The organism is Streptomyces sp. CB02056 (assembly GCF_001905545.1).
GTDB lineage: Bacteria > Actinomycetota > Actinomycetes > Streptomycetales > Streptomycetaceae > Kitasatospora.
The window spans coordinates 197459-215997 of record NZ_LIPD01000012.1 but is presented as its reverse complement, the minus strand read 5'-3'; the positions used below and the strand labels follow the sequence as shown (position 1 = coordinate 215997).

At 73.9% G+C, this 18539-nt stretch carries 13 protein-coding genes; 9 read left to right on the top strand and 4 right to left on the bottom strand.

The window, feature by feature from the left end; translation table 11 throughout:
- Positions 1 to 273: 273 nt before the first annotated feature.
- The 4 genes from AMK13_RS30205 to AMK13_RS30190 all read left to right on the top strand — a co-directional run bounded on the left by AMK13_RS30205 (position 274) and on the right by AMK13_RS30190 (position 5193).
- Positions 274 to 867: a universal stress protein gene (locus AMK13_RS30205; protein ID WP_079272610.1), complete on the top strand. Its 594-nt coding sequence runs from the start codon at positions 274 to 276 to the stop codon at positions 865 to 867.
- Positions 868 to 992: 125 nt separating this feature from the next.
- The gene (gene pdxR, locus AMK13_RS30200) at positions 993 to 2447 is read left to right on the top strand and encodes a MocR-like pyridoxine biosynthesis transcription factor PdxR (RefSeq protein ID WP_074004909.1); all 1455 of its coding nucleotides are present in this window, start codon (positions 993 to 995) and stop codon (positions 2445 to 2447) included.
- Between the two features lie 163 nt (positions 2448 to 2610).
- Positions 2611 to 3126, top strand: coding sequence for a hypothetical protein (locus AMK13_RS30195; RefSeq protein ID WP_063780349.1), 516 nt, complete (start codon positions 2611 to 2613; stop codon positions 3124 to 3126).
- Positions 3127 to 3786: 660 nt separating this feature from the next.
- Positions 3787 to 5193 carry a family 2B encapsulin nanocompartment shell protein gene (locus AMK13_RS30190; protein WP_074004908.1) on the top strand — a complete coding sequence of 469 codons (1407 nt, stop codon included), beginning with the start codon at positions 3787 to 3789 and terminating at the stop codon, positions 5191 to 5193.
- A gap of 896 nt (positions 5194 to 6089) precedes the next feature.
- Here AMK13_RS30190 and AMK13_RS44265 read toward each other — a convergent pair.
- Positions 6090 to 6764 carry a hypothetical protein gene (locus tag AMK13_RS44265; RefSeq protein ID WP_198959469.1) on the bottom strand — a complete coding sequence of 225 codons (675 nt, stop codon included), beginning with the start codon at positions 6762 to 6764 and terminating at the stop codon, positions 6090 to 6092.
- A 236-nt stretch (positions 6765 to 7000) separates the two neighbouring features.
- Here AMK13_RS44265 and AMK13_RS30180 point away from each other — a divergent pair, with 236 nt between their 5' ends.
- Together AMK13_RS30180 and yidD are read left to right on the top strand one after the other, a co-directional pair.
- Entirely contained in the window at positions 7001 to 7768 is a 768-nt protein-coding gene (locus AMK13_RS30180; protein WP_049660896.1) for a bestrophin-like domain, read from the top strand.
- Positions 7769 to 7916: 148 nt separating this feature from the next.
- Entirely contained in the window at positions 7917 to 8474 is a 558-nt protein-coding gene (gene yidD / locus AMK13_RS45300; protein WP_241853092.1) for a membrane protein insertion efficiency factor YidD, read from the top strand.
- 112 nt (positions 8475 to 8586) lie between these two features.
- Here yidD and AMK13_RS30170 read toward each other — a convergent pair whose 3' ends face one another.
- Positions 8587 to 10941: a glycosyl hydrolase family 18 protein gene (locus tag AMK13_RS30170; RefSeq protein WP_079272609.1), complete on the bottom strand. Its 2355-nt coding sequence runs from the start codon at positions 10939 to 10941 to the stop codon at positions 8587 to 8589.
- 302 nt (positions 10942 to 11243) lie between these two features.
- On the opposite strand from AMK13_RS30170, the gene AMK13_RS30165 reads away from it, so the two are divergent.
- Positions 11244 to 11945, top strand: coding sequence for a class I SAM-dependent methyltransferase (locus AMK13_RS30165; protein ID WP_074004907.1), 702 nt, complete (start codon positions 11244 to 11246; stop codon positions 11943 to 11945).
- A 95-nt stretch (positions 11946 to 12040) separates the two neighbouring features.
- Positions 12041 to 13141 carry a TolB family protein gene (locus AMK13_RS30160; protein WP_074004906.1) on the top strand — a complete coding sequence of 367 codons (1101 nt, stop codon included), beginning with the start codon at positions 12041 to 12043 and terminating at the stop codon, positions 13139 to 13141.
- Here AMK13_RS30160 and AMK13_RS30155 read toward each other — a convergent pair.
- A complete protein-coding gene (locus AMK13_RS30155) occupies positions 13138 to 15381 on the bottom strand; it encodes a hypothetical protein (RefSeq protein ID WP_241853091.1) in 2244 nt (747 codons plus the stop codon). The two genes, AMK13_RS30160 and AMK13_RS30155, sit on opposite strands and share 4 nt — an antisense overlap.
- Positions 15382 to 15760: 379 nt before the next feature.
- Between AMK13_RS30155 and AMK13_RS30150 the strand changes: the two genes are divergently transcribed.
- The gene (locus AMK13_RS30150; protein ID WP_049656177.1) at positions 15761 to 16348 is read left to right on the top strand and encodes a TerD family protein; all 588 of its coding nucleotides are present in this window, start codon (positions 15761 to 15763) and stop codon (positions 16346 to 16348) included.
- A gap of 243 nt (positions 16349 to 16591) precedes the next feature.
- Here the strand turns inward: AMK13_RS30150 and AMK13_RS30145 are convergent, their stop codons facing one another.
- Positions 16592 to 18052, bottom strand: a complete 1461-nt coding sequence (locus AMK13_RS30145; RefSeq protein WP_338016351.1) for a lytic transglycosylase domain-containing protein — start codon at positions 18050 to 18052, stop codon at positions 16592 to 16594.
- Between the last annotated feature and the right edge of the window lie 487 nt (positions 18053 to 18539).

The window sequence follows — 18539 nt, the reverse complement described above, 5'->3', positions numbered from 1 at the left end:
TGTTACCGCGCGTAAGGATCAAGGAAATATGGCGATTTCGCCCGATTTGCCACCATTTCCAAGATCAAAAAGCCCCGGGAAGTGGCCCGCGCCACTCCGAACCCGCTCCGGAACCGGTGTGAGGCCGCCCACACGGTCGACGGCGCGTGACGGTCGGCCAGCCGCCGGTGCCGGTTCCACCGCCGCGGCCGCCCGCCCGGGTGGCCCGCGCCACAGCCCTCACCCGGAGTGCCCCCTGCCGTCACTCCCGGTGGCGGGCATAGCCTCGGCCCCATGAGCAACGACAGCGATGCAGCGGACACGGCGGACGCGGGAGAGGCGGCCGCCGGTGCGGGAGGGGCGGCCGACGCCGGTGCGGGAAGGGCCGCCGCGGCGGGGGTGCCGATCGGCGCCGAGGAGCACGAGGCCGCGGCCGCGCCCGCGGGCTTCGAGCTGGGCACCGACGGCCCCAGCGTGGTGCTGGCCGGCCTGGACGGCTCCGACTCCTCCTGGCGCGCCACCGCCTACGCCGCCGGACTGGCCCGCCGGCAGGGCGCCGTCCTCGCGGTGGCGTACGTCCAGCCGATCCTCGGCGCCGCGACCGCCCTGGCCGGAGCCGTGGTGGAGGAGACCACCCAGGAGATCGCCGAGGAGCTGCTGGCCGCCCTGCGCGAGGCCGAGCACCGGGTGCGCGAGGTGTGGAAGGTGGAGTGGCGCTTCCTGACCATGCGCGGCGACCCGTACACCGGCCTCGCCAAGCTCGCGGACGAGCTGCGCGCCGACGCCGTGGTGGTCGGCGTCTCCGAGCAGGCCGGGCACAAGGTGATCGGTTCGGTGGCGGTCCGGCTGGTCAAGGCGGGCCGCTGGCCGGTCACCGTCGTCCCATAGGCGTGTGCCCCCAGCCTGAGGCGCGCGCCCTGACCTGCGTGCCCCGGGCCTGAGGCGCGTGCCCGGCCCGGGGCCGGGTAGCCGCCCGAAGGGGGCCGGAGCGGCGGCCGGTAGGGTGCGTGACCATGACGGACACGCGGGGCACGCACCCCTCCGAGCCCGCCCACCCGACCGGCAGTGACCTGCACCTCGACCTCCCCGCCACCGGGGGCCGGCGTGCCGCGCTGATGACGGCCCTGCGCGAGGCGATCCGCAGCGGCAGACTGGCCCCCGGCACCCGGCTGCCGCCCTACCGCGCCCTCGCCACCGACCTCGGCCTGGCCCGCAACACCGCCGCCGAGGCCTACGCCGAACTCGTCGCCGAGGGCTGGCTCACCGCCCGGCAGGGCTCCGGCACCACCGTCGCCGAACGCGCCGAGCCCGTCCCGAGCGGCCGGGCCCGCCGGCCCTCCCGCCGCCCCGGCCCCACCCACGACCTGCGCCAGGGCCAGCCCGACGCCTCCTCCTTCCCGCGCACCGCCTGGCTCGCCGCCGCCCGCCGGGCCCTCACCGCCGCCCCCAACGAGGCCTTCGGGCCCGGCGACCCCCAGGGCCGGCGCGAACTGCGCACCGTCCTCGCCGACTACCTCGCCCGCGCCCGGGGTGTGCGCACCGACCCCGACCGGATCGTGGTCTGCTCGGGCTTCGCCCACGCGCTGCGGCTGCTCTTCGACGGTGCCGCGCCCGTCCTGCCGCCCGCCGAGCACGGCCCGCTGGCCGTCGAGGCGTACGGGCTGGGCTTCCACCGCGGGCTGCTGGCCGCCGCCGGCGTCACCACCGTTCCGCTGCCGATCGACGAACGGGGCGCCCGGACCGGCGAGTTGGCGAACCACCCGGACGTCCGGACGGCGCTGCTCACCCCCGCCCACCAGTTCCCCACCGGCGGCCCGCTGCACCCGGGCCGCCGCGCCGCCGTGGTGGACTGGGCGCGCGGGCGCGGCGGGCTGGTCCTGGAGGACGACTACGACGGGGAGTTCCGCTACGACCGCCAGCCGGTCGGCGCCCTCCAGGGGCTCGACCCCGAACGGGTGGTCTACCTCGGCAGCGCCAGCAAGAGCCTCACCCCCGCGCTGCGGCTCGGCTGGATGGTGCTGCCCGACCACCTGGTGGACCGGGTGCTCGCCGCCAAGGGCGAGCGCGAGGGCTGGGCCAGCGCCCTCGACCAGCTGACCCTCGCCGAGTTCATCGACTCCGGCGGCTACGACCGGCACGTGCGCCGGATGCGCCGCCGCTACCGCGAGCGCCGGGACGAGCTGGTGGCCGCCCTCGCGGCCCGCGCCCCGCACGTCGAGGTGTCCGGCATCGCGGCCGGCCTGCACGCGGTGCTGCGCCTGGAGCCGGGCACCGAGCGCTCGGTGCTCAAGGCCGCCGCCTACCGGGGCCTGGCCGTCGAGGGGCTCGCGGACTACCGGCACCCGGCGGTCGGGGAGGAGGCGATGCCCGCCGTCGACGGCCTGGTGGTCGGCTACGCCACGCCGCCGGACCACGCCTACCCGGCGGCGCTCGGCGCGCTCTGCGACATCCTGCCGCCGTGCGGGTGAGGGCCGTCCCCGGGAGCAGCGGCGAAGGATAGGCCCCCGGGTGCGCCCGTGGGGGCGGAACGAGAGCGGCCGGTGCGCGGTGTCCGCTCGCCGCTCCTGCGTCGGTACGGACCCGGGCCGAGGAGCACAACCCCGGCGGAGGCGGGGCCTACGCTCCTTGGTCATGCGCAGAACACATCCGCGTCGCGCCGCGCTCGCCGCGTGTCCGGCCCTCGTCGTCGGTCTGCTCCTCTCCGCCGCCCCTGCCGCCCGGGCCGACGGACAACTGCCCCTCACGGCCGTCTCCGACAAGCAGACGACGGTCCGGGGGAGCGAGTTCACCGTCACCCTGACGCTCACCAACCCGTACGACACCCCGATCCAGTTCGTCTACCAGAGCGTCCAGGAGACCTACGCCACGAGTCTGGAGACCGGGCTGAAGTTCACCGCGACCGCCTGCGGCACCCAGACCAACGGGTGCAGTGACAACGTCCACGGCGGCATCGCCCGGTACAACGTCCCACTCGCCCCCGGTGCCAGCAGCGCCTTCACGGTGACGTACGCCGTCGCCCCCGATTCGGCCTGCGGTCCCGGCACCCGGATCGACCTCTACTCCTACCTGTACTACGAGTACAAGGGCGGTGAGGCCAACAACTCGGGCATCGTCGGCGTCCCCGGCACCCAGGTCGCCTGCGCCTGACCCGCCCGCCCCGACCGGCCTGCCTCACCGGCCTGGTCACCCGCCTGGTCCGCCTGACCTGAATGACCCGGCTGACCCGAATGGTCCGACCGGCCCACCGGTGTCATCGGCGGAGCACCACAGGCGCGCACCGTCCTCTCCGGCGCGGACGCCCACCGCGCACCCCCCGTTCACCCGTCAGGTGCCGGCCTCCCCCGTGCCGGCACCTGACGGGCCGTTCGCGTTTCCCGTGGTCGGCCGCGGGGAGCGGCGGTCGGAGCCCGGCGGCGCGCGGGTGTCCGAACCGCCGGGACGGTGCGTCGGGTTGACGCCGGACGGTGGTCTCCGGGCCGTCCGGCCGGGCCCCGACCGGGGTGGAAAGGCCGTTGGCCGCAGGGGGATCGCCGGGGCGAACGGATGTTCCCGGAGTTTGCGGGGAGATGGGGGCGGACCGGGCAAGATTCACCCTATCGGGGGGTAGTGAGCCTTCGTTCGGGCTCCGTCGGGTCCTGATGATCTAGGGTTCCGGGTGGGCCGCCGGGAGACGGTGGTCGCCTTCTCGCGTAAATCGCCAACGCCCCCACCGATAAACGGATCTGATGATCCGTCATGGCATGCGTCAGGGCGGGCCGCTGTGCCCCTGGACGTGTGACCCGATCACAGGAATGGAGAGCCCTGCCGATGACCGTGGACACGAGCCCGGAGGCAGTGCAGGCCAAGCAGCAGAGCCTTGCGACGGCTGCTGCCCGGAACCTTGCCACCACGACCAAGTCCGCACCGCAGATGCAGGAGATCACCTCCCGCTGGCTGCTCAAGGTGCTCCCCTGGGTCCAGGCGGCCGGTGGCGCCTACCGCGTCAACCGTCGGCTCACCTACGCCGTGGGCAACGGGGTGGTGGAGTTCATCAAGACCGGCTCCCAGGTCCGGGTGATCCCGGCCGAGCTGGGCGAGCTGGCCCTGCTGCGCGGCTACGAGGACGAGGACGTCCTCACCGCCCTGGCCGACCGCTGCCAGCAGCGGGACTTCGGCCCCGGCGAGGTGCTCACCACCCAGGGCGAGGCCGCCGACAAGATCTTCCTGATCGCGCACGGCAAGATCAACAAGATCGGCACCGGCAAGTACGGCGACGACACCGTGGTCGGCGTGGCCGGCGACGGCGACCGCTTCGGCGACGACGCGCTGCTGAACCCGGACGCCGTCTGGGAGTTCACGGCCAAGACCGCCACCTCCGGTGTCGCCCTGACGCTGACCCGGGCGGACTTCGCCGCCATCCGGGACAACGCGCCCAGCCTCCAGGAGCACCTCCAGGGCTTCCTGGCCCTGCCGCTCCAGGCGCAGAACGAGCGCGGCGAGGCCGAGATCGCCATGTCGGCCGGCCATCACGGTGAGTACGAGCTGCCCGGCGCCTTCGTGGACTACGAGCTCAAGCCGCGCGAGTACGAGCTGAGCGTCGCGCAGACCGTCCTGAAGGTCCACACCCGCGTCGCGGACCTGTACAACCAGCCGATGAACCAGACCGAGCACCAGCTGCGGCTGACGATCGAGGCCCTGCGCGAGCGCCAGGAGCACGAGATCGTCAACAACCCGGAGTTCGGCCTGCTCAACAACGCCGACTTCGACCAGCGCATCCAGACCCACTCCGGCCCGCCCACCCCGGACGACCTGGACGAGCTGCTCAACCGCCGCCGCGACCCCGACTACCTGCTCGCCCACCCGCGGACCATCGCCGCGATCGGCCGGGAGTTCAACGCCCGCGGGCTGTACCCCACCCACGTCGACCTCGGCGGGCAGCAGGTGCCGGCCTGGCGCGGGGTGCCGATCCTGCCGTGCAACAAGATCCCGATCACCAAGGAGAACACCAGCTCGATCCTGGTGATCCGTACCGGTGAGGACAACCAAGGCGTCATCGGCCTGCACCAGACCGGCCTCCCGGACGAGTACCAGCCCTCGCTGTCGGTCCGCTTCATGGGCATCGACGAGAAGGCGATCATCTCGTACCTGGTCAGCGCCTACTACTCGGCCGCCATCCTGGTGCCGGACGCGGTCGGCGTGCTGGAGAACGTGGAGATCGCGCACCGCCGCAGCTGAGCGCGCAGAACGGTGAGCGCGGGCCGTTACCGGTCGGCTCGATGATCGTTTGACCTGATGACGGACGGCCCGCCCCCTGAAGGCGGGCCGTCCGCCTGACCGTGTCTGATCACTTCTGGTCGTACCCGATGGAACTTCCGTCGGGAACGCGACCGTACTCGACCTTTCCGCCCGTTCCGTCCGTCCTGCCCGTTCCTTCGCGGCCGGTCGGCCCGAGCCCGTTCCGTCCTCCCCGGACGATCCGAGAGGTGTGTGGAGCCCATGCCCCAGCGTCGGCAGATCTGCCGGATACCGTCCGGCGTCGCTGGGGGTGCGGCCCCCGGGCGGCGGGTACGGCTGATCGGCGCGGCGGCCGGCGTGGTCGCGATCTGCGCACTGGTCGGCGGTGCGACCGCGTCCGGCGCCGGGCATCCCGGGGGGTACCCGCACGGCCCGGTGGTGGACATCTGCGTGTGCGACGAGACCGACCTCTCGATGTCGGTGCGGCCGGGCGGACAGGTGACCGTCGGCGTGGACGTGGACGTGGACGTCCAGGTCGGCGTCGGCGCCGCGCCGGGCATCGGTCCGGGGCACCACGGGCCCAAGCCCCCGCACGGGCACCACCCCTGCCGCACACCCAAGCCCGCCCCGAAGCCCACCGCGCCGCCCTTCCCCTCGCCCCAGTTCCCCTCGGCGCACTTCCCGGCACCGTCCGTCTCGGCGCCGTCCTTGTCCTCGCCGCCCTTCTCCTCGCCCTCGCGTCCGGCGGGGCTGCGGAGCGAGCCCGGACGGCCGGTCGAGGGGCAGGGTGGCCCCGGGCAGCTCGGGCCGGGCCACGACGACGGCGATGACGACGAGTACGACGACGGGTACGGCGACGACGAGTACGGCGACCACGGCTGGCACCACCATCACCATCACCACCACCATCCGTGCCCGAGCCCCAGTCCGAGCCCGAAGCCCACACCGAGCCCGACGCCGACCCTCACCCACACGCCCAGCCCGACGCCCACTCCGACGCCGACGCCGACGCCGACGCCAACTCGGACTCCGACCCGCACCCCCACACCGACCGCCACGCCGTCGCCGACTCCCACGCCGTCACCGACTCCGAGCCCCACGCCGACTCCGAGCCCCACGCCGAGTCCGAGCGCGACTCCGAGCCCTACTGCCACGGCGTCGCCGACCTCACCGTCCCCCAGCCCGACGCCGTCCCCCAGCCCGTCGCCCGCGTCGCCCGCACCTTCGGCGTCCCCGGCTCCTTCGGTGCCGCCCTCCGTGCCGCCGTCGGCACCCGCACCGGGGCCCTCCCCGGCCGCCCCCGCGCCGGCGTCCCCGGCCCCGGCGGCGCCCGCCCCCGTACCGGCCCCGCCGCTCCCCGTTCCGGCGGCTCCCGCGCCGGCGGTCCCGAGCCCGGCCGCGCCCGGTCCGGCGGCCCCCAGCCCCGCGGCCTCGCCGAGTTCGGCCCGTCCGAGCCCGCTGTGGCCGACCCCGTCGGCGCAGCCGGTGTTCCACGCCCCCAGGGCGAAGCCCGCCCCCATGGCCCGGCAGCACCAGGGCACTTCGATGACCACCATGCTGCTGGTGATCATGGTCCCCGGTGTGCTCGCGGCGGCGGCCCTGCGCCCGGGCCGTGGTGGCCGAGGACGCGGCGGCCGTTCGGGCCCGTCCTGACCGTCCCCTGACGGCCCGCCGACCGGTTCCCGGTCGGCGGGGGCCCGTCCTACCGCCCGGTCCCGAACCGAACCGGCCCGTGCCGAAGCGGTCGGGGGGCCGCCCCCTTGAGCTTTCCGTTCCGTCACAAGCCAAGCCAGAGAAGGGAGTTCCCATGTCCGAGTGGGTGGCGTTGATCATCGCCATGGCGTCGGCCTGTGCCGTCGTGATGGCGGTGGTGGTGCTGAGGCAGCGCCGACCGATCGAGGAGAGTGCCGACGAGACCCCGGATGTCATCGAGTACATCACGATGATGATCGGGGTGGTCTACGCGATCGTCCTCGGTCTCGCCATCGCGGGTGTCTGGGAGGCGCGCGGCGCCGCCCAGGACGACCTGTTCCGCGAGGCGCAGTCGCTGCGCGAGATCAGCGACCGTGCGGTGATCTACCCGGCGGAGTTCCGCGACCAGGTCCGGGCCGACGTGGACACCTACGTCTCGTACGTGGTGAACACCGAGTGGTCCTACATGCAGGAGACCGGTGGCATCACCGAGAAGGGCGACCAGCTGCTCCAGAAGCTCCAGAACGACATCGCCACCCGCTCGCCCGCCTCCGACCTGGAGTCGCAGGGCTACCAGCCGATCATGGACCGGGTCAGCCAGGCGTCCGAGTCCCGCAACTCGCGCGGACAGAACGCCGGGCCGACGATGCCCGGGGTGGTCTGGTTCGGCCTGATCGGCGGCGCGGTGGTGACCGTCGGCATGCTCTTCGCGCTCCAGATCCGGCGCACGCCGAGGGAGTTGACCCTGGCGCTCTGCTTCAGCGTGCTGATCGCCTTCCTGCTGTTCATGATCTGGGACTTCGACAACCCCTTCTCCCGGAGCGTCTCGGTGACCACCCAGCCGTTCGAGGACCTCTTCCCCTCGCTCAACCTCGGCGGCTGAGCCGGTCTCCGGCCGCTGCTCGCCGGTCGCGGGCCGCTGCTTGCGGGCCGCCGGCCGCCGGGCGGATCCGGGCAGATGATCTTCGGATAATCTTGCCCGGATCGTCGGGGGTCGGCCCCCGGCGACGAGAACGAGGAGATCGTCAGCAGTGTCCGACCCGACGCCGGATCTCGGCGCCCACTTCCCGCCGGCCCGCCCGGAGCGCGCCTGGTGGTGGCTGCCCGCCTCGGAACGGCTCCGGCGGAAGAAGCAGCGCCGGGCCTGGGAGGACTACCGGGAGCGCTACCGCAAGGAGGACCACGCCAAGGCCCAGCGGCGCAAGCGCGCCCGGGACGAGGGCGCGGACTGCTGCGTCGACGGCTGCTGCGAGTTCGCCGACCCCTGCCTGATCGCCCTGATCCCGGTGATGATGGTCTCCGGTGTCCGGTTCGCCCTCACCGGGGCGCGCGGTCGCCGGGCGGCCGATCCGTCCGCCCCCGCCCCGCGCGGGTTCGCGGCTGGGGTGCTGTACGGCGCGGTGCGCTACTACCGCGCCGAGGTCAGCCCCCGCCGTCCGGCCTGCTGCCCGTACACGCCGTCCTGCTCGACCTACGCGGTGCGGGCGCTGCACCGGCACGGTGCGCTGCGCGGGGCCCGGCTGACCGCCGGGCGGCTGCTGCGCTGCCGCCCGGGCGCGGGCGGGGCGGACCCGGTGCCGCCGCGCTGAGCCGCGGCCGGCCGGGTCGCGACGGCCGAGCCCGGGACGGGAAGACCGCGGATGGCCCGCGCGGATTCTCCGCGCGGGCCATCGCTCATTCCTGACGAAGCGTGACGAAACGTCAGCGAAGGCTGCTGTCCATCGAGTTGAGCATGGTGCCGGAGGCGTCGTCGTTCTCCAGGGAGAAGGCGAACAGCCCGCCCAGGCCCTTGGCCTTGGCGTAGGCCCCGCGCGCCTGGACGGCCTGCGGGGTGTCACCGGTCCAGAAGTTGGTGCCGTCGTAGACCCAGCTGCTCTCGGTGACCGGGTCCCAGTGGGTCTGGGCCGCGGTCGGGTTGAGCTCCTTCCAGGCGGCCAGGCCGGCCTCCTGGCTCAGCGGCTTCTTCGCCGTCGGGCCGGTCGCGCTCTGGTACAGGCCGTAGTTGGAGCCGGCCGGGACGCCGGTCCAGCCGCGCCAGTAGAACGGGATGCCCAGCACGATCTTGTTCGCGGGGAAGCCGCCGGGGATGCCGTACTCGGGCAGGCCGGTGGTGTACGCGGCGAGCGTGGTGTCCACGTTGTACTTGCGGGTGCCCGGGGTGATCGGCGTGGTCGGGTCGGCCGGGCTGTCGTGCAGCGGGTCCTGGTGGTTGGTCGGGCCGGTGGCGTCCCACGCGCCGTGCATGTCGTAGGACATCACGTCCGCGTAGTCCAGGTAGGCGCCGATCTTGTCGGTCTCCAGCTGGGCGACCTTGTCCTGGCCGCTGGGCAGTGCGGCGGTCAGCAGGTAGCGCTTGCCCTGGGCGGCGCCGAGGGCGTCCAGCTGGGTGCGGAACTCCTTGAGCAGCAGGGTGTAGTTCTGCTTGTCGGCCGCGGAGTAGTGGTTGCCGGTGTGGCCGCCGGCCGAGCCCGGGTACTCCCAGTCGAGGTCGACGCCGTCGAAGAGGCCCGCCGCCGAGGCCGCGCCGCCGGAGGCGTCACCGGCCACGCCGGTCGGCAGGTTCCCCTTGAGGAACATGTCGACGCACGAGGAGACGAAGGCCTTGCGGGAGGAGTCGGTGGCCGCCGCGTCGGAGAAGTACTTGGAGTACGTCCAGCCGCCGATCGAGATGGTGAACCGCAGGTTCGGGTACTTGGCCTTCAGCTGGCGCAGCTGGTTGAAGTTGCCCTTGAGCGGCTGCTCCCAGGTGTCGCTGCTGCCGTCCACACTGGTGGCGGAGCTGTAGTCGGCCTGGTAGTCGGCGTAGGCGTCGCCCGCGCCGTCACCGGCGTTCGGGTTGGACTCGTTGGCCGAGTCGGAGGCCTTCACCGCCTGGAAGCAGGTGAACTTCGTCGGGTCGATGTTGGCGAACGCGTAGTGGACGACGTCCAGCTTGCCCGCCGCGCCGCTGGTGTCGACGTTCTTGGCGTTGTACGCGTTCTCGTAGACGCCCCACTGGTCGAAGTAGGCGGAGCGGATCGGCTGCTGGGCGGGGGCGGCCGCGGTCGTGGTGCTCACCGGCGCGGACTGGGCGGAGGCGTGGCTGCCGGAGTAGCCCTGGACGCTGAAGGTGTAGCTCCTGCCCGGCAGCAGCGAGCTGACCGTGACGGAGGTGCCCATCGAGGTGGCGACCAGCTGGCCGTTGGACCACACCTTGTAGGCGACCGGGCCGTCGCCGCTGGTGAGGGTGGACGGCTGCCAGGTGAGCACCACCGCGTTGGATGTGGTCCTGGTGACCGCGAAGCCGGTCGGGGTGGTGACCTTGCCGTCCCCGGCCGGGCCGCTCGCGGTGGCCGTCGGGGTCGGGGTGGTGGTCGTGGGGGTGCCCGTCGGGCTGCCGGTCGCCGTCGGGCTCCCGGTGGGGCTGCCGGTGGCGGTGGGGCTCGCGGTGGCCGTCGGGCTGGCCGTGGCGGTCGGGCTGCCGGTGGCCGTCGGGCTGGTGGACGAGGTGGGGCCGGCCGGGCCGGTCAGCGTGAGGTCGTCCGCGTAGTAGGTGCCGGTGCCGTACCAGCCGTGGGTGAAGACCGTGACGGAGGTGGTGGTGGCGCCGGTGGTGAAGGTGGTGCTCAGCTGGTTCCAGCCGGTCGCGCCCGGCGTCCAGGCCGAGGAGTTGACGCCGGTGCCGGTGGCGCCCAGGTAGACGTAGCTGCCCTGGACCCAGCCGGCCAGGGTGTACGTGGTGTTCGGCTGGACGGTGACGGTCTGCTGGCACTGCGCGGTGTCGCCGGCCGAGGCGGCGCCGGCGAGCGCGCGGCTCCCGCCGTGCACCGGGGTGGTGACGACCGAGCCGTTGGAGCAGGTCCAGCCGGCCAGGGTGCCGGTCTCGAAGTCGCCGTTGGCCAGCAGGTTGACCGGGGCGGCCGAGGCGGAACCGAAGGTGAGGGCGATGGCGGCGCCGCTGGTGGTCAGCGTGGCGGCCAGGGCCAGTGCGGTGGCTCTTCTGCGCTGGGCGGCCCGGCGGTCGGCGCGCTCCCCGGCGGGGTGGGCGGGCCGTGCGGGCGTGACGCGGTCGTGCATGCGGTGGGTCCTCCGGATGTGTGGGGGGTTCCGGCGGTGCGGTGGCCCGGGACGGGCCGAGGGGAGCCGGCCCGGGCGCGGTGGGGGCGCGCGGGCTGGTGACGCGTGCTGACGAGCGGTGTGCGGACGAGCGGAGTGCGGACGCGACGGGCGGCCGACCCGTGCACGTCACGACTGAACAGATTGGACTGGACCAATATTCGCCGTCAAGGGTGTCCGCCCGCTGGACCGTTCCCTGCCGGGTCGGCGGCGGCCCGGTAGGTTGGCCGGTACGAGCAGGCCCGTCGAACGGAGGACGCGCGATGGACAGCCAGGACTGGGACGACCGCTACGCCGCGAGCGAGCTGGTGTGGGGTGCCGCGCCCAACCGGTGGGTGGTCCGCGAACTGGCCGGGCGCACTCCCGGCCACGCGCTGGACCTGGCCGCCGGAGAGGGCCGCAACGCGATCTGGCTGGCCGCCCAGGGCTGGGAGGTCACCGGACTGGACTTCTCCGCCGTCGCCCTGGAGCGCGCCGAACGGCTCACCGCCGAGCTGCCCGACGAGGTCGCCGACCGGCTCACCTGGCGCCACGGCGACGCCCGCGCCTACGAGGCCCCCGCCGCCGGCTACGACCTCGTCCTGGTCGCCTACCTGCAGATCCCCGCCGCGGAGCGCCGGGCCGCGCTGCGCCGCGCCGCCGACGCGCTCAGCCCCGGCGGCACCCTGCTGGTCATCGGGCACGACCTGAGCAACCTCACCGAGGGGGTCGGCGGCCCGCAGGACCCGGCCGTGCTCTTCACCCCGGAGGACGTCCTGGCGGACCTCGCCGACCGCGGGCTGCGCACCGTCCGCGCCGAGCGGGTGCACCGGACGGTCGGCGGCGAGCCAGGCCACAAGGGCGCTGCGGGCGCCGGGAGCGGCGAGAGCGCCGAGCGCGTCGAGGGCGCCGAGGCGAACGGGGGCGGCCAGGGCGGCCGGGTCGCGGTGGACGCGCTGGTGCGGCTGGAGCGGAGCGGCGGATGAAGGGCGGGGGCGCCGGCGGGGCCTGCCGGACGGCTGCGCCCTGATCCGCCTGACGGCGTACGACAACTGACAGTTCGTCAACTAGCTTGTGGGGCATGAGGACTCGCATGCTCCCGGCGGTCTTGGCTGCCGTCGTGCTCCTGGCCGGCTGCGGCAGCTCGGGCTCCGGTTCCGAGGAGGAGCCGGTGCCCGGACCGACGGGTGCGCCGTCGGTCGGCGGGTCGTCGACCGGCGCGGCCCCGACCGGCGCGGCCCCGAGTGGCACCTCCCCGAGTGGGGCCGAGCGCCGCGCCGACGGTGCCCGGCTGCTCTACCGCGCCGGGGGCGGCCACAGCGCGCAGAACCCGGCCTTCGCCCCGGACGGCCGCTCGGTGCTGCTGACCGAGTTCAGCGGGGGCTACAACAAGGGCGCCGCCGCCCTCGGCGTCCTGCCGCTGGACGGCGGCGCGCCGCGTACGGTGTTGGAGGATCCCGACAAGGCGGCCGTCAACCTCCCCGGCAGCAGCTGGAACGCCGCCGCCGACGCCTTCGCCTTCGCCACCGACCGGGAGTCCGGGCACGACGAGGTCTGGCTGATGAAGCCGGGCGGCGCCCCCGAGCGGGTGACCAGCCACGCCGACGGCAGCGGTTACAGCGAACCGAGCTTCTCCCCGGACGGCGAGTGGATCGTCTTCCAGCAGAGCTGGGAGCCGGAGCACGCCGCGGTGCACGGCGACGCGGCCGAGCAGGACTCGCTCTGGAAGGTCCGCCGCAGCGGCGGCGCGCCCGTCCTGCTGGTGGACGGCCGGGGCACCGGATCCGACAACCGGCAGCCGAACTGGTCCCCGAAGGGCGACCGGATCGTCTTCCAGCGGCGGAGCGCGGGCCGCGAGGACTGGTCGCTGTGGACGGTGGACGCGGACGGCGGCGGACTGCGGCGGGTCACCGACGCGCCGGGCGAGCACACCGACCCGAGCTGGTCCCCGGACGGCCGCTTCCTGGTCTTCTCCTCCAACCTCGGCGACCTGCCGAACGCCCAGGTCTTCGTGGTGGACGCGGGCGGCGGCACTCCCGTCCGGGTGACCCGCGACGACACCGCCTACGACGGCGCGCCGAGCTGGTCCCCGGACGGGCGGTGGATCGCCTTCGAGTCCGCCCCGGGCGGCGAGGCCAACCCCGCCGCCCTCTGGCGCATCCAGGCCCCTGGAAACGGCTAGCCGACGGTGATCGTCACCACCGAGTACTGGGCGACGGTCAGCGGCACGCTGACCGTCGCGCCGGTGACGGTGTACGGGACGGCCTTGGGCGCCGGGTCGGTGCCGTCCGGGCTCGCGACGGTGACGGCGGTGACGCCCGCCCCGGCCGGGAGGGCGTAGGAGAGCGTGCAGTTGGCGGGTGCGCTGCGGAACGCCGCCGGGGTGTCGCCGAAGTTGGTGAAGTTCACCAGGTGGACGACGGTGTCGGCGCCGAGCCGCCGGGCGTCCAGGAAGATCCGGCGGTCCCCGGCGAGGGTGACCGCCGGCGGGGCGGCCTGCTGGACGGCGGTGAGCAGCTGGTCCGCCGAGGCCTGGTCGGTCTTGGTGAGGTAGCTCAGCCCGGGCAGTGCCTTGACGTACCAACAGCTGCCGCTGCCGTAGGAGTTCCGCTTGCCGGTGGGAAGCGGGTCGGCCTTGCGCAGGCCGAGCACGTCGGAGAGCGCGAACTCGGTGCGCTGGCCGCCGAGTTCGTCCAGCGCGGTGGGTGCCGGTCCGGTGATCACGATGGTTCCGCCAGCCGAGACGAAGCCGCGCAGCAGCGCCGCCTCGGTGTCCGAGACCGCCTGGAGGTTGGGCAGCAGCAGCACCTTGAACCGGGCCAGGTCGTCGGCGGTCAGGCCGGGGCTGGACACCGTGTCGAACGGGACGTGGGCGTAGACCAGAGCCTTGACGGTTCCCCGGAACTCGCCGAGCCAGGGGAGCGAGGCGCAGCTCATCTGCGGGTCGTCGCCGCCCCACCAGTCGGCGATCCCGGCCGGGGCCTTGGCGTTGACGTACATCCCGTTGCCCTCGCCCGGGGCCACGTAGTCCCGGGACGGCGCCGAGTGGTAGACGCCGACCTGCGCGATCGAGGCCGGGTCGTAGAGCTTCGTCTGGTTGGTGCGCACGAAGCGGTACATCCGGGTGCGCATCGCGGCGTCCACGGTGTCGTTCTTGAACGGGGTCTTCACCTCGTACGGGTTGCAGCCGGCCGCGATCAGCTGGGACATCACCAGCGAGGCGTCGTCGGCCTGCCAGCCGTAGGAGAACGCCCAGGCCGGCTTGGTGCCGCTGGCGGCGCGGGCGTACTTGTACATGGAGATCAGGCAGACCCAGTCGGAGGCGGTGGCGTGCCGCATGCCGTCGTAGTTGCCGAGGATGTCCACCTCCCAGACCTGGCTGACGGCGCCGGGGGCCTGGCGCAGGTAGCCGCCGTCCAGGCCGATCGAGGTGGCGTAGCGGTAGTCCATCGACACGGTTTCGACGAAGGTGACCAGGTCGGGGTTGACCGAGCGGCCCGCGTCGGCGATGTCCAGCTGGAACTGGAGCAGGTTGCGGTGGCGCCACTCGACGTAGCGGCGGAAGACCGGGTCGGCGAAGTTCGCGGCCGTGGGCAGGGCGAGGCCGGTGTCGGCCTTGAACGCGGCGGCGCCCCAGGTGGAGGCGTCGCACCAGGTCTGCACGCCGTCGAAGTAGATCGGGACGTCCGGCCAGATGCCGTCCACGCCGGTCGCGGCCACGCCCTTGATCCGCTTGAGGTAGTAGTCCCGCCAGGGCGAGTTGGGGCTGAGCCAGACGCTCTCGTCGCCCGGGTCGACCCAGACCACCACGCTGCCGTAGAACACGTTGGGCTTGCCGGCGAGGTCGCGCTGGACCCAGTTCTTGCCCTGGTCGTTCTTGTAGAAGGAGCGGCCCTTCTCGCCGCCGGGGGAGATCAGCTCCAGCGACGGGTAGTACATGACGACCTTGAGGCCGGCGGCGTGGGCCAGGCCGGTGAACTGCTTCACCTCGGCCATGTGCGCGGCGAACTGGGCGTCGGTGAGCCAGTCGGAGAGCAGGGTGTCCAGCTCGATGACGCTGACCTCCTGCGCCTTGAGGGCGTCCACGGCGCTCTGCATGTCGGCGGGCTCGTTGAAGGTGCCGTCGGCGATGCGGGCGTAGCGGGCCCAGTCCGGCCAGGTCTGCGCGGCGGTCCCGGGGCCGGCGGCCAGGTGGGACGTGGGCCACTGGCCCTGGTACTCCGAGTTTCCGTAGTCCTCGGCCGCGGCCGGTGCGGGCGGCGGCCCGGCGGCCCAGGCGGCGCCGCCGTTCAGCAGCCGGACGGTGGCCAGCGCGCCGCCGGCGCCGAGGCCGGCCCGGAGCAGTCTGCGGCGGCCGAGGCGGGATCCCCCCGGGCGTTCGGGGGTGGTGTGCTGTTCGGTTCCTTCGTGCTGCTCGGGCATGGTGGTCCCCCCAGCGTGAGCGGGCCGGCGCGGGTCGGCCTGGCCCGGGAACGGTCGTGAGCACTGCGAGTGGTGAGCACGGTGGATCGTGGGCACGGTGGATCGTGGCGTACGGCGATCGGTGCGCGGACGGCGCGCCGTGGTTGCCGGCGGCGGTCCCGGGGCCGACCCTAGACCGTGCGCCGCCCCGGTCGTCCGGTCGCGGTCCACGGCTACGCCAGACGTCTGACCGCCGGTTCCCTCAGTGTGCGGACCGTTGTCGGGGTGAGGTCCGGGGGAGTTCGGGGTAGGGGTGCTCGCAGGGCGCCGTCGATGATCATAAATTCTCTACAGTGCTGTAGATTCGCGGCACGGGCGGTGGCAGAACGAGGAGGACGCGATGAGCGTTTCGCTGGCCAAGGGACAGAAGATCAGCCTGGAGAAGCCGGGCGGTGGACAACTGAGCCTGGTCCGGATGGGCCTCGGCTGGAAGGCGGCGGAGCGCAAGGGCTTCTTCGCCAAGCTGCTCGCCGCCGGCCGGGAGATCGACCTGGACGCCTCGGCGGTGCTGTTCGCCCAGGGGCGTCCGGTGGACGTGGTGTTCTTCCAGCACCTCAACAGCAACGACGGCTCGGTCCGGCACAGCGGGGACAACCTGGTCGGCGGCGCGGGCGACGCGACCGACGACGAGTCGATCACGGTCGACCTGACCGCCGTCTCCGCCGAGGTCGACCAGATCGTCTTCACCGTCAACTCCTTCACCGGGCAGACCTTCCAGGAGGTCGAGGCGGCCTTCTGCCGGCTGGTGGACGAGACCACCGGCGTCGAGCTGGCCCGCTACACGCTCACCGCCGGCGGCCCGTACACCGCCCAGGTCATGGCCAAGGTGCAGCGCACGGCCACGGGTTGGCAGATGACCGCGATCGGCCAGCCCGCCAGCGGGCGGACCTTCCAGGACCTGATGCCGGAGCTGGTCAAGCACCTCTGAGCCGCCGGGGCGGGTGCCCGGCGCCGCGGGCGTCAGTGGACGTCGCGGCGCCGGAGCCCGGCCGGGGCCGTTGCGCGCGGGGAGGAATCCGTTGATCCGGGCGGGCCGCGGTTCGGCGAACGCCGGTCGTCGCCCGGCGCTTCCGGGTGGTCGGGTCGGACAACGGCGCGCGGCCGTGAGGCAGTGACCGGCAGCGCCGGTTGAGCGGGGCGCGGTTCCTCAGGAGGAACCGCGCCCCTTTGCTCACTTCGTCGGGGCGGCCGACGGCGAGAAGGCGGCGCTGGGAGTGGTGCTGGGCGCGCCGCTCGGGGTGTCCGTCGCGGTCGGGGTGGGGGTGGGGCAGCCCGGGAGGGGCGTCGCCGTCGGGGTGCCGGTGGGCGTGGCGGCCGGGGACGGGGAGCCCGTCGGGGTGGGCGTGCCGGTGGGGGTGGCCGTCGGGTCCGGGCAGCTGGTGGGCGTACCGGTCGGGGTACCCGTGGGCGTACCGGTCGGAGTGGTGGTGGGCGTGCCGGTCGGCGTCGCCGTCGGGGAGGCGCCGCCGCTCGGGGTGGTCGTCGGCGTCGCCGACGGCGAGCTCGAACCGCCGGGTGTGGGCGTGGCGGTGGCGCTCGGGGTCGTCGTCGGCTGGGGGCTCGGCGACTGGTCCGGCGTCGGCGTGACCGGTGCGGGCGGCTGCGGCTCCGTGCTGGGCGTGCCGCCGGTGCCCGTGCCCGAACCGCCGGTGGGCAGGCCCGGGAGGTACGGCGAGGGCAGCGGGGCGGGCGGCACCGGGGAGCCCGGACGGTTCGGGACCGTCGTCACCGTGCCGCTGCCGTAGTGCGCCATCCAGTTGCGCACCGTCCGCAGGTACTCGCCGGAGTTGTTGTAGCTGAGTATCGCCCGGTCGAGCTGCGCCGGGTCGGCGAGGTCGCGTCCGCCCGCGCACAGGTAGCGGCCGGCACTCTCGGCGGCGTCGAAGATGTTGTTCGGGTCGGCCTTGCCGTCGCCGTTGGCGTCCACGCCCCAGGAGGCCCAGGTGGAGGGGATGAACTGCATCGGCCCGACGGCGCGGTCCCAGCGGGCGTCGCCGTCGTAGCGGCCGCCGTCGCTGTCGGGTATCGCGGCGAAGCCGTTGCCGTCCAGGGCCGGGCCGAGGATCGGCGTCAGCGTCGTGCCGGCGGCGTCCACCTGGCCGCCGTTGGCCTGGCCGGACTCGACCTGGCCGATCGCGGCGAGCAGCTGCCAGGGCAGGTGGCAGCCCGGCGAGCGCTGCGCCAGCGAGGCCTCGGCCTGGCGGTAGGCGGCGAGCACGGTGGCGGGCAGCGCGGGGCCGGTGGCCGCGAACGGGCCGGCCGAGGGCAGGCCGGGCAGGGTGCCGGGAGGCTGCGGGAGCTGGACGGTGCCGCCGCCGTCGGCCGGCACGCCGGTGCCGAAGGTGCCGGGGAGGTCCGTCGAGGGGCCGCCGCCGGGCAGGTAGCGGCCGGCGCCCTGATCGGCGGCGCCGTTCGCCGGACCGGCGTCGGCGACCGCGGCCGGGGCGAGCCCGATGCCCGTCACCTGAGAGCCGGTCAGCGCGGCCAGCGCGGCGAAGGCCGCCGCCGTCCCCGTGACCCGCTTGCCTATCCGGACCTTCCGCCCGTCCTTGGCCTTGCCGATCCGCACCGTCATCCGCTGCCCCTCCCCGTTGCCGTCCGGACCCTTCCGGAACGGTTGAGCTGTCGTCATCGTGCCCGTCCAGCCGAGGACCGGGCCCGCCGCCGCCACGATTAGTATCACGACGATCTGACAGGGACAGGGTGACCGGGAGGCGGACCGGAGCCCTCCGAGGGGTTAACTCGGCACCTCAGCGGGGGTGCGGCCGGGCGCCGTGCCGTCCGGCCGCCTGCGCCGCCTACCGCTTCCCGACCGCGACCCGGCGGCAACTCCCGTTCTGGTACGGAGAGTTGACCGGGAGGCCAACACCGGTGGGACGGGCGCTCCCGGGCGCCGGACCGGCGGTTCGGGGCACGGGGGTGGTGCGTCCGCGGCGTTTCGGGCCCCCCGGCGCCGCCCGCTGCCGCCCCTGCTGACCTGCTGGAACGTCGGAGGGCGTCGGTGGCGCCACTACCAGGAAGGACGTCGGGACGCCAGGGCGCGACCCCGACTTGGCCCTGGACGGGTGACGTTCTGGTGAAAATGGGCATGCCAGGAATGACTGCCCGGCATGCTGTGC

Coding starts and splice junctions, on each gene's coding strand:
- AMK13_RS44265 (WP_198959469.1), bottom strand. CDS start 6,764: ATGATCACCAGCAGCATGGTGGTCATCGAAGTGCCCTGGTGCTGCCGG.
- AMK13_RS30205 (WP_079272610.1), top strand. CDS start 274: ATGAGCAACGACAGCGATGCAGCGGACACGGCGGACGCGGGAGAGGCG.
- AMK13_RS30180 (WP_049660896.1), top strand. CDS start 7,001: ATGTCCGAGTGGGTGGCGTTGATCATCGCCATGGCGTCGGCCTGTGCC.
- AMK13_RS30190 (WP_074004908.1), top strand. CDS start 3,787: ATGACCGTGGACACGAGCCCGGAGGCAGTGCAGGCCAAGCAGCAGAGC.
- AMK13_RS30170 (WP_079272609.1), bottom strand. CDS start 10,941: ATGCACGACCGCGTCACGCCCGCACGGCCCGCCCACCCCGCCGGGGAG.
- AMK13_RS30160 (WP_074004906.1), top strand. CDS start 12,041: ATGAGGACTCGCATGCTCCCGGCGGTCTTGGCTGCCGTCGTGCTCCTG.
- AMK13_RS30150 (WP_049656177.1), top strand. CDS start 15,761: ATGAGCGTTTCGCTGGCCAAGGGACAGAAGATCAGCCTGGAGAAGCCG.
- AMK13_RS30165 (WP_074004907.1), top strand. CDS start 11,244: ATGGACAGCCAGGACTGGGACGACCGCTACGCCGCGAGCGAGCTGGTG.
- pdxR (WP_074004909.1), top strand. CDS start 993: ATGACGGACACGCGGGGCACGCACCCCTCCGAGCCCGCCCACCCGACC.
- AMK13_RS30195 (WP_063780349.1), top strand. CDS start 2,611: ATGCGCAGAACACATCCGCGTCGCGCCGCGCTCGCCGCGTGTCCGGCC.
- AMK13_RS30155 (WP_241853091.1), bottom strand. CDS start 15,381: ATGCCCGAGCAGCACGAAGGAACCGAACAGCACACCACCCCCGAACGC.
- AMK13_RS30145 (WP_338016351.1), bottom strand. CDS start 18,052: ATGACGACAGCTCAACCGTTCCGGAAGGGTCCGGACGGCAACGGGGAG.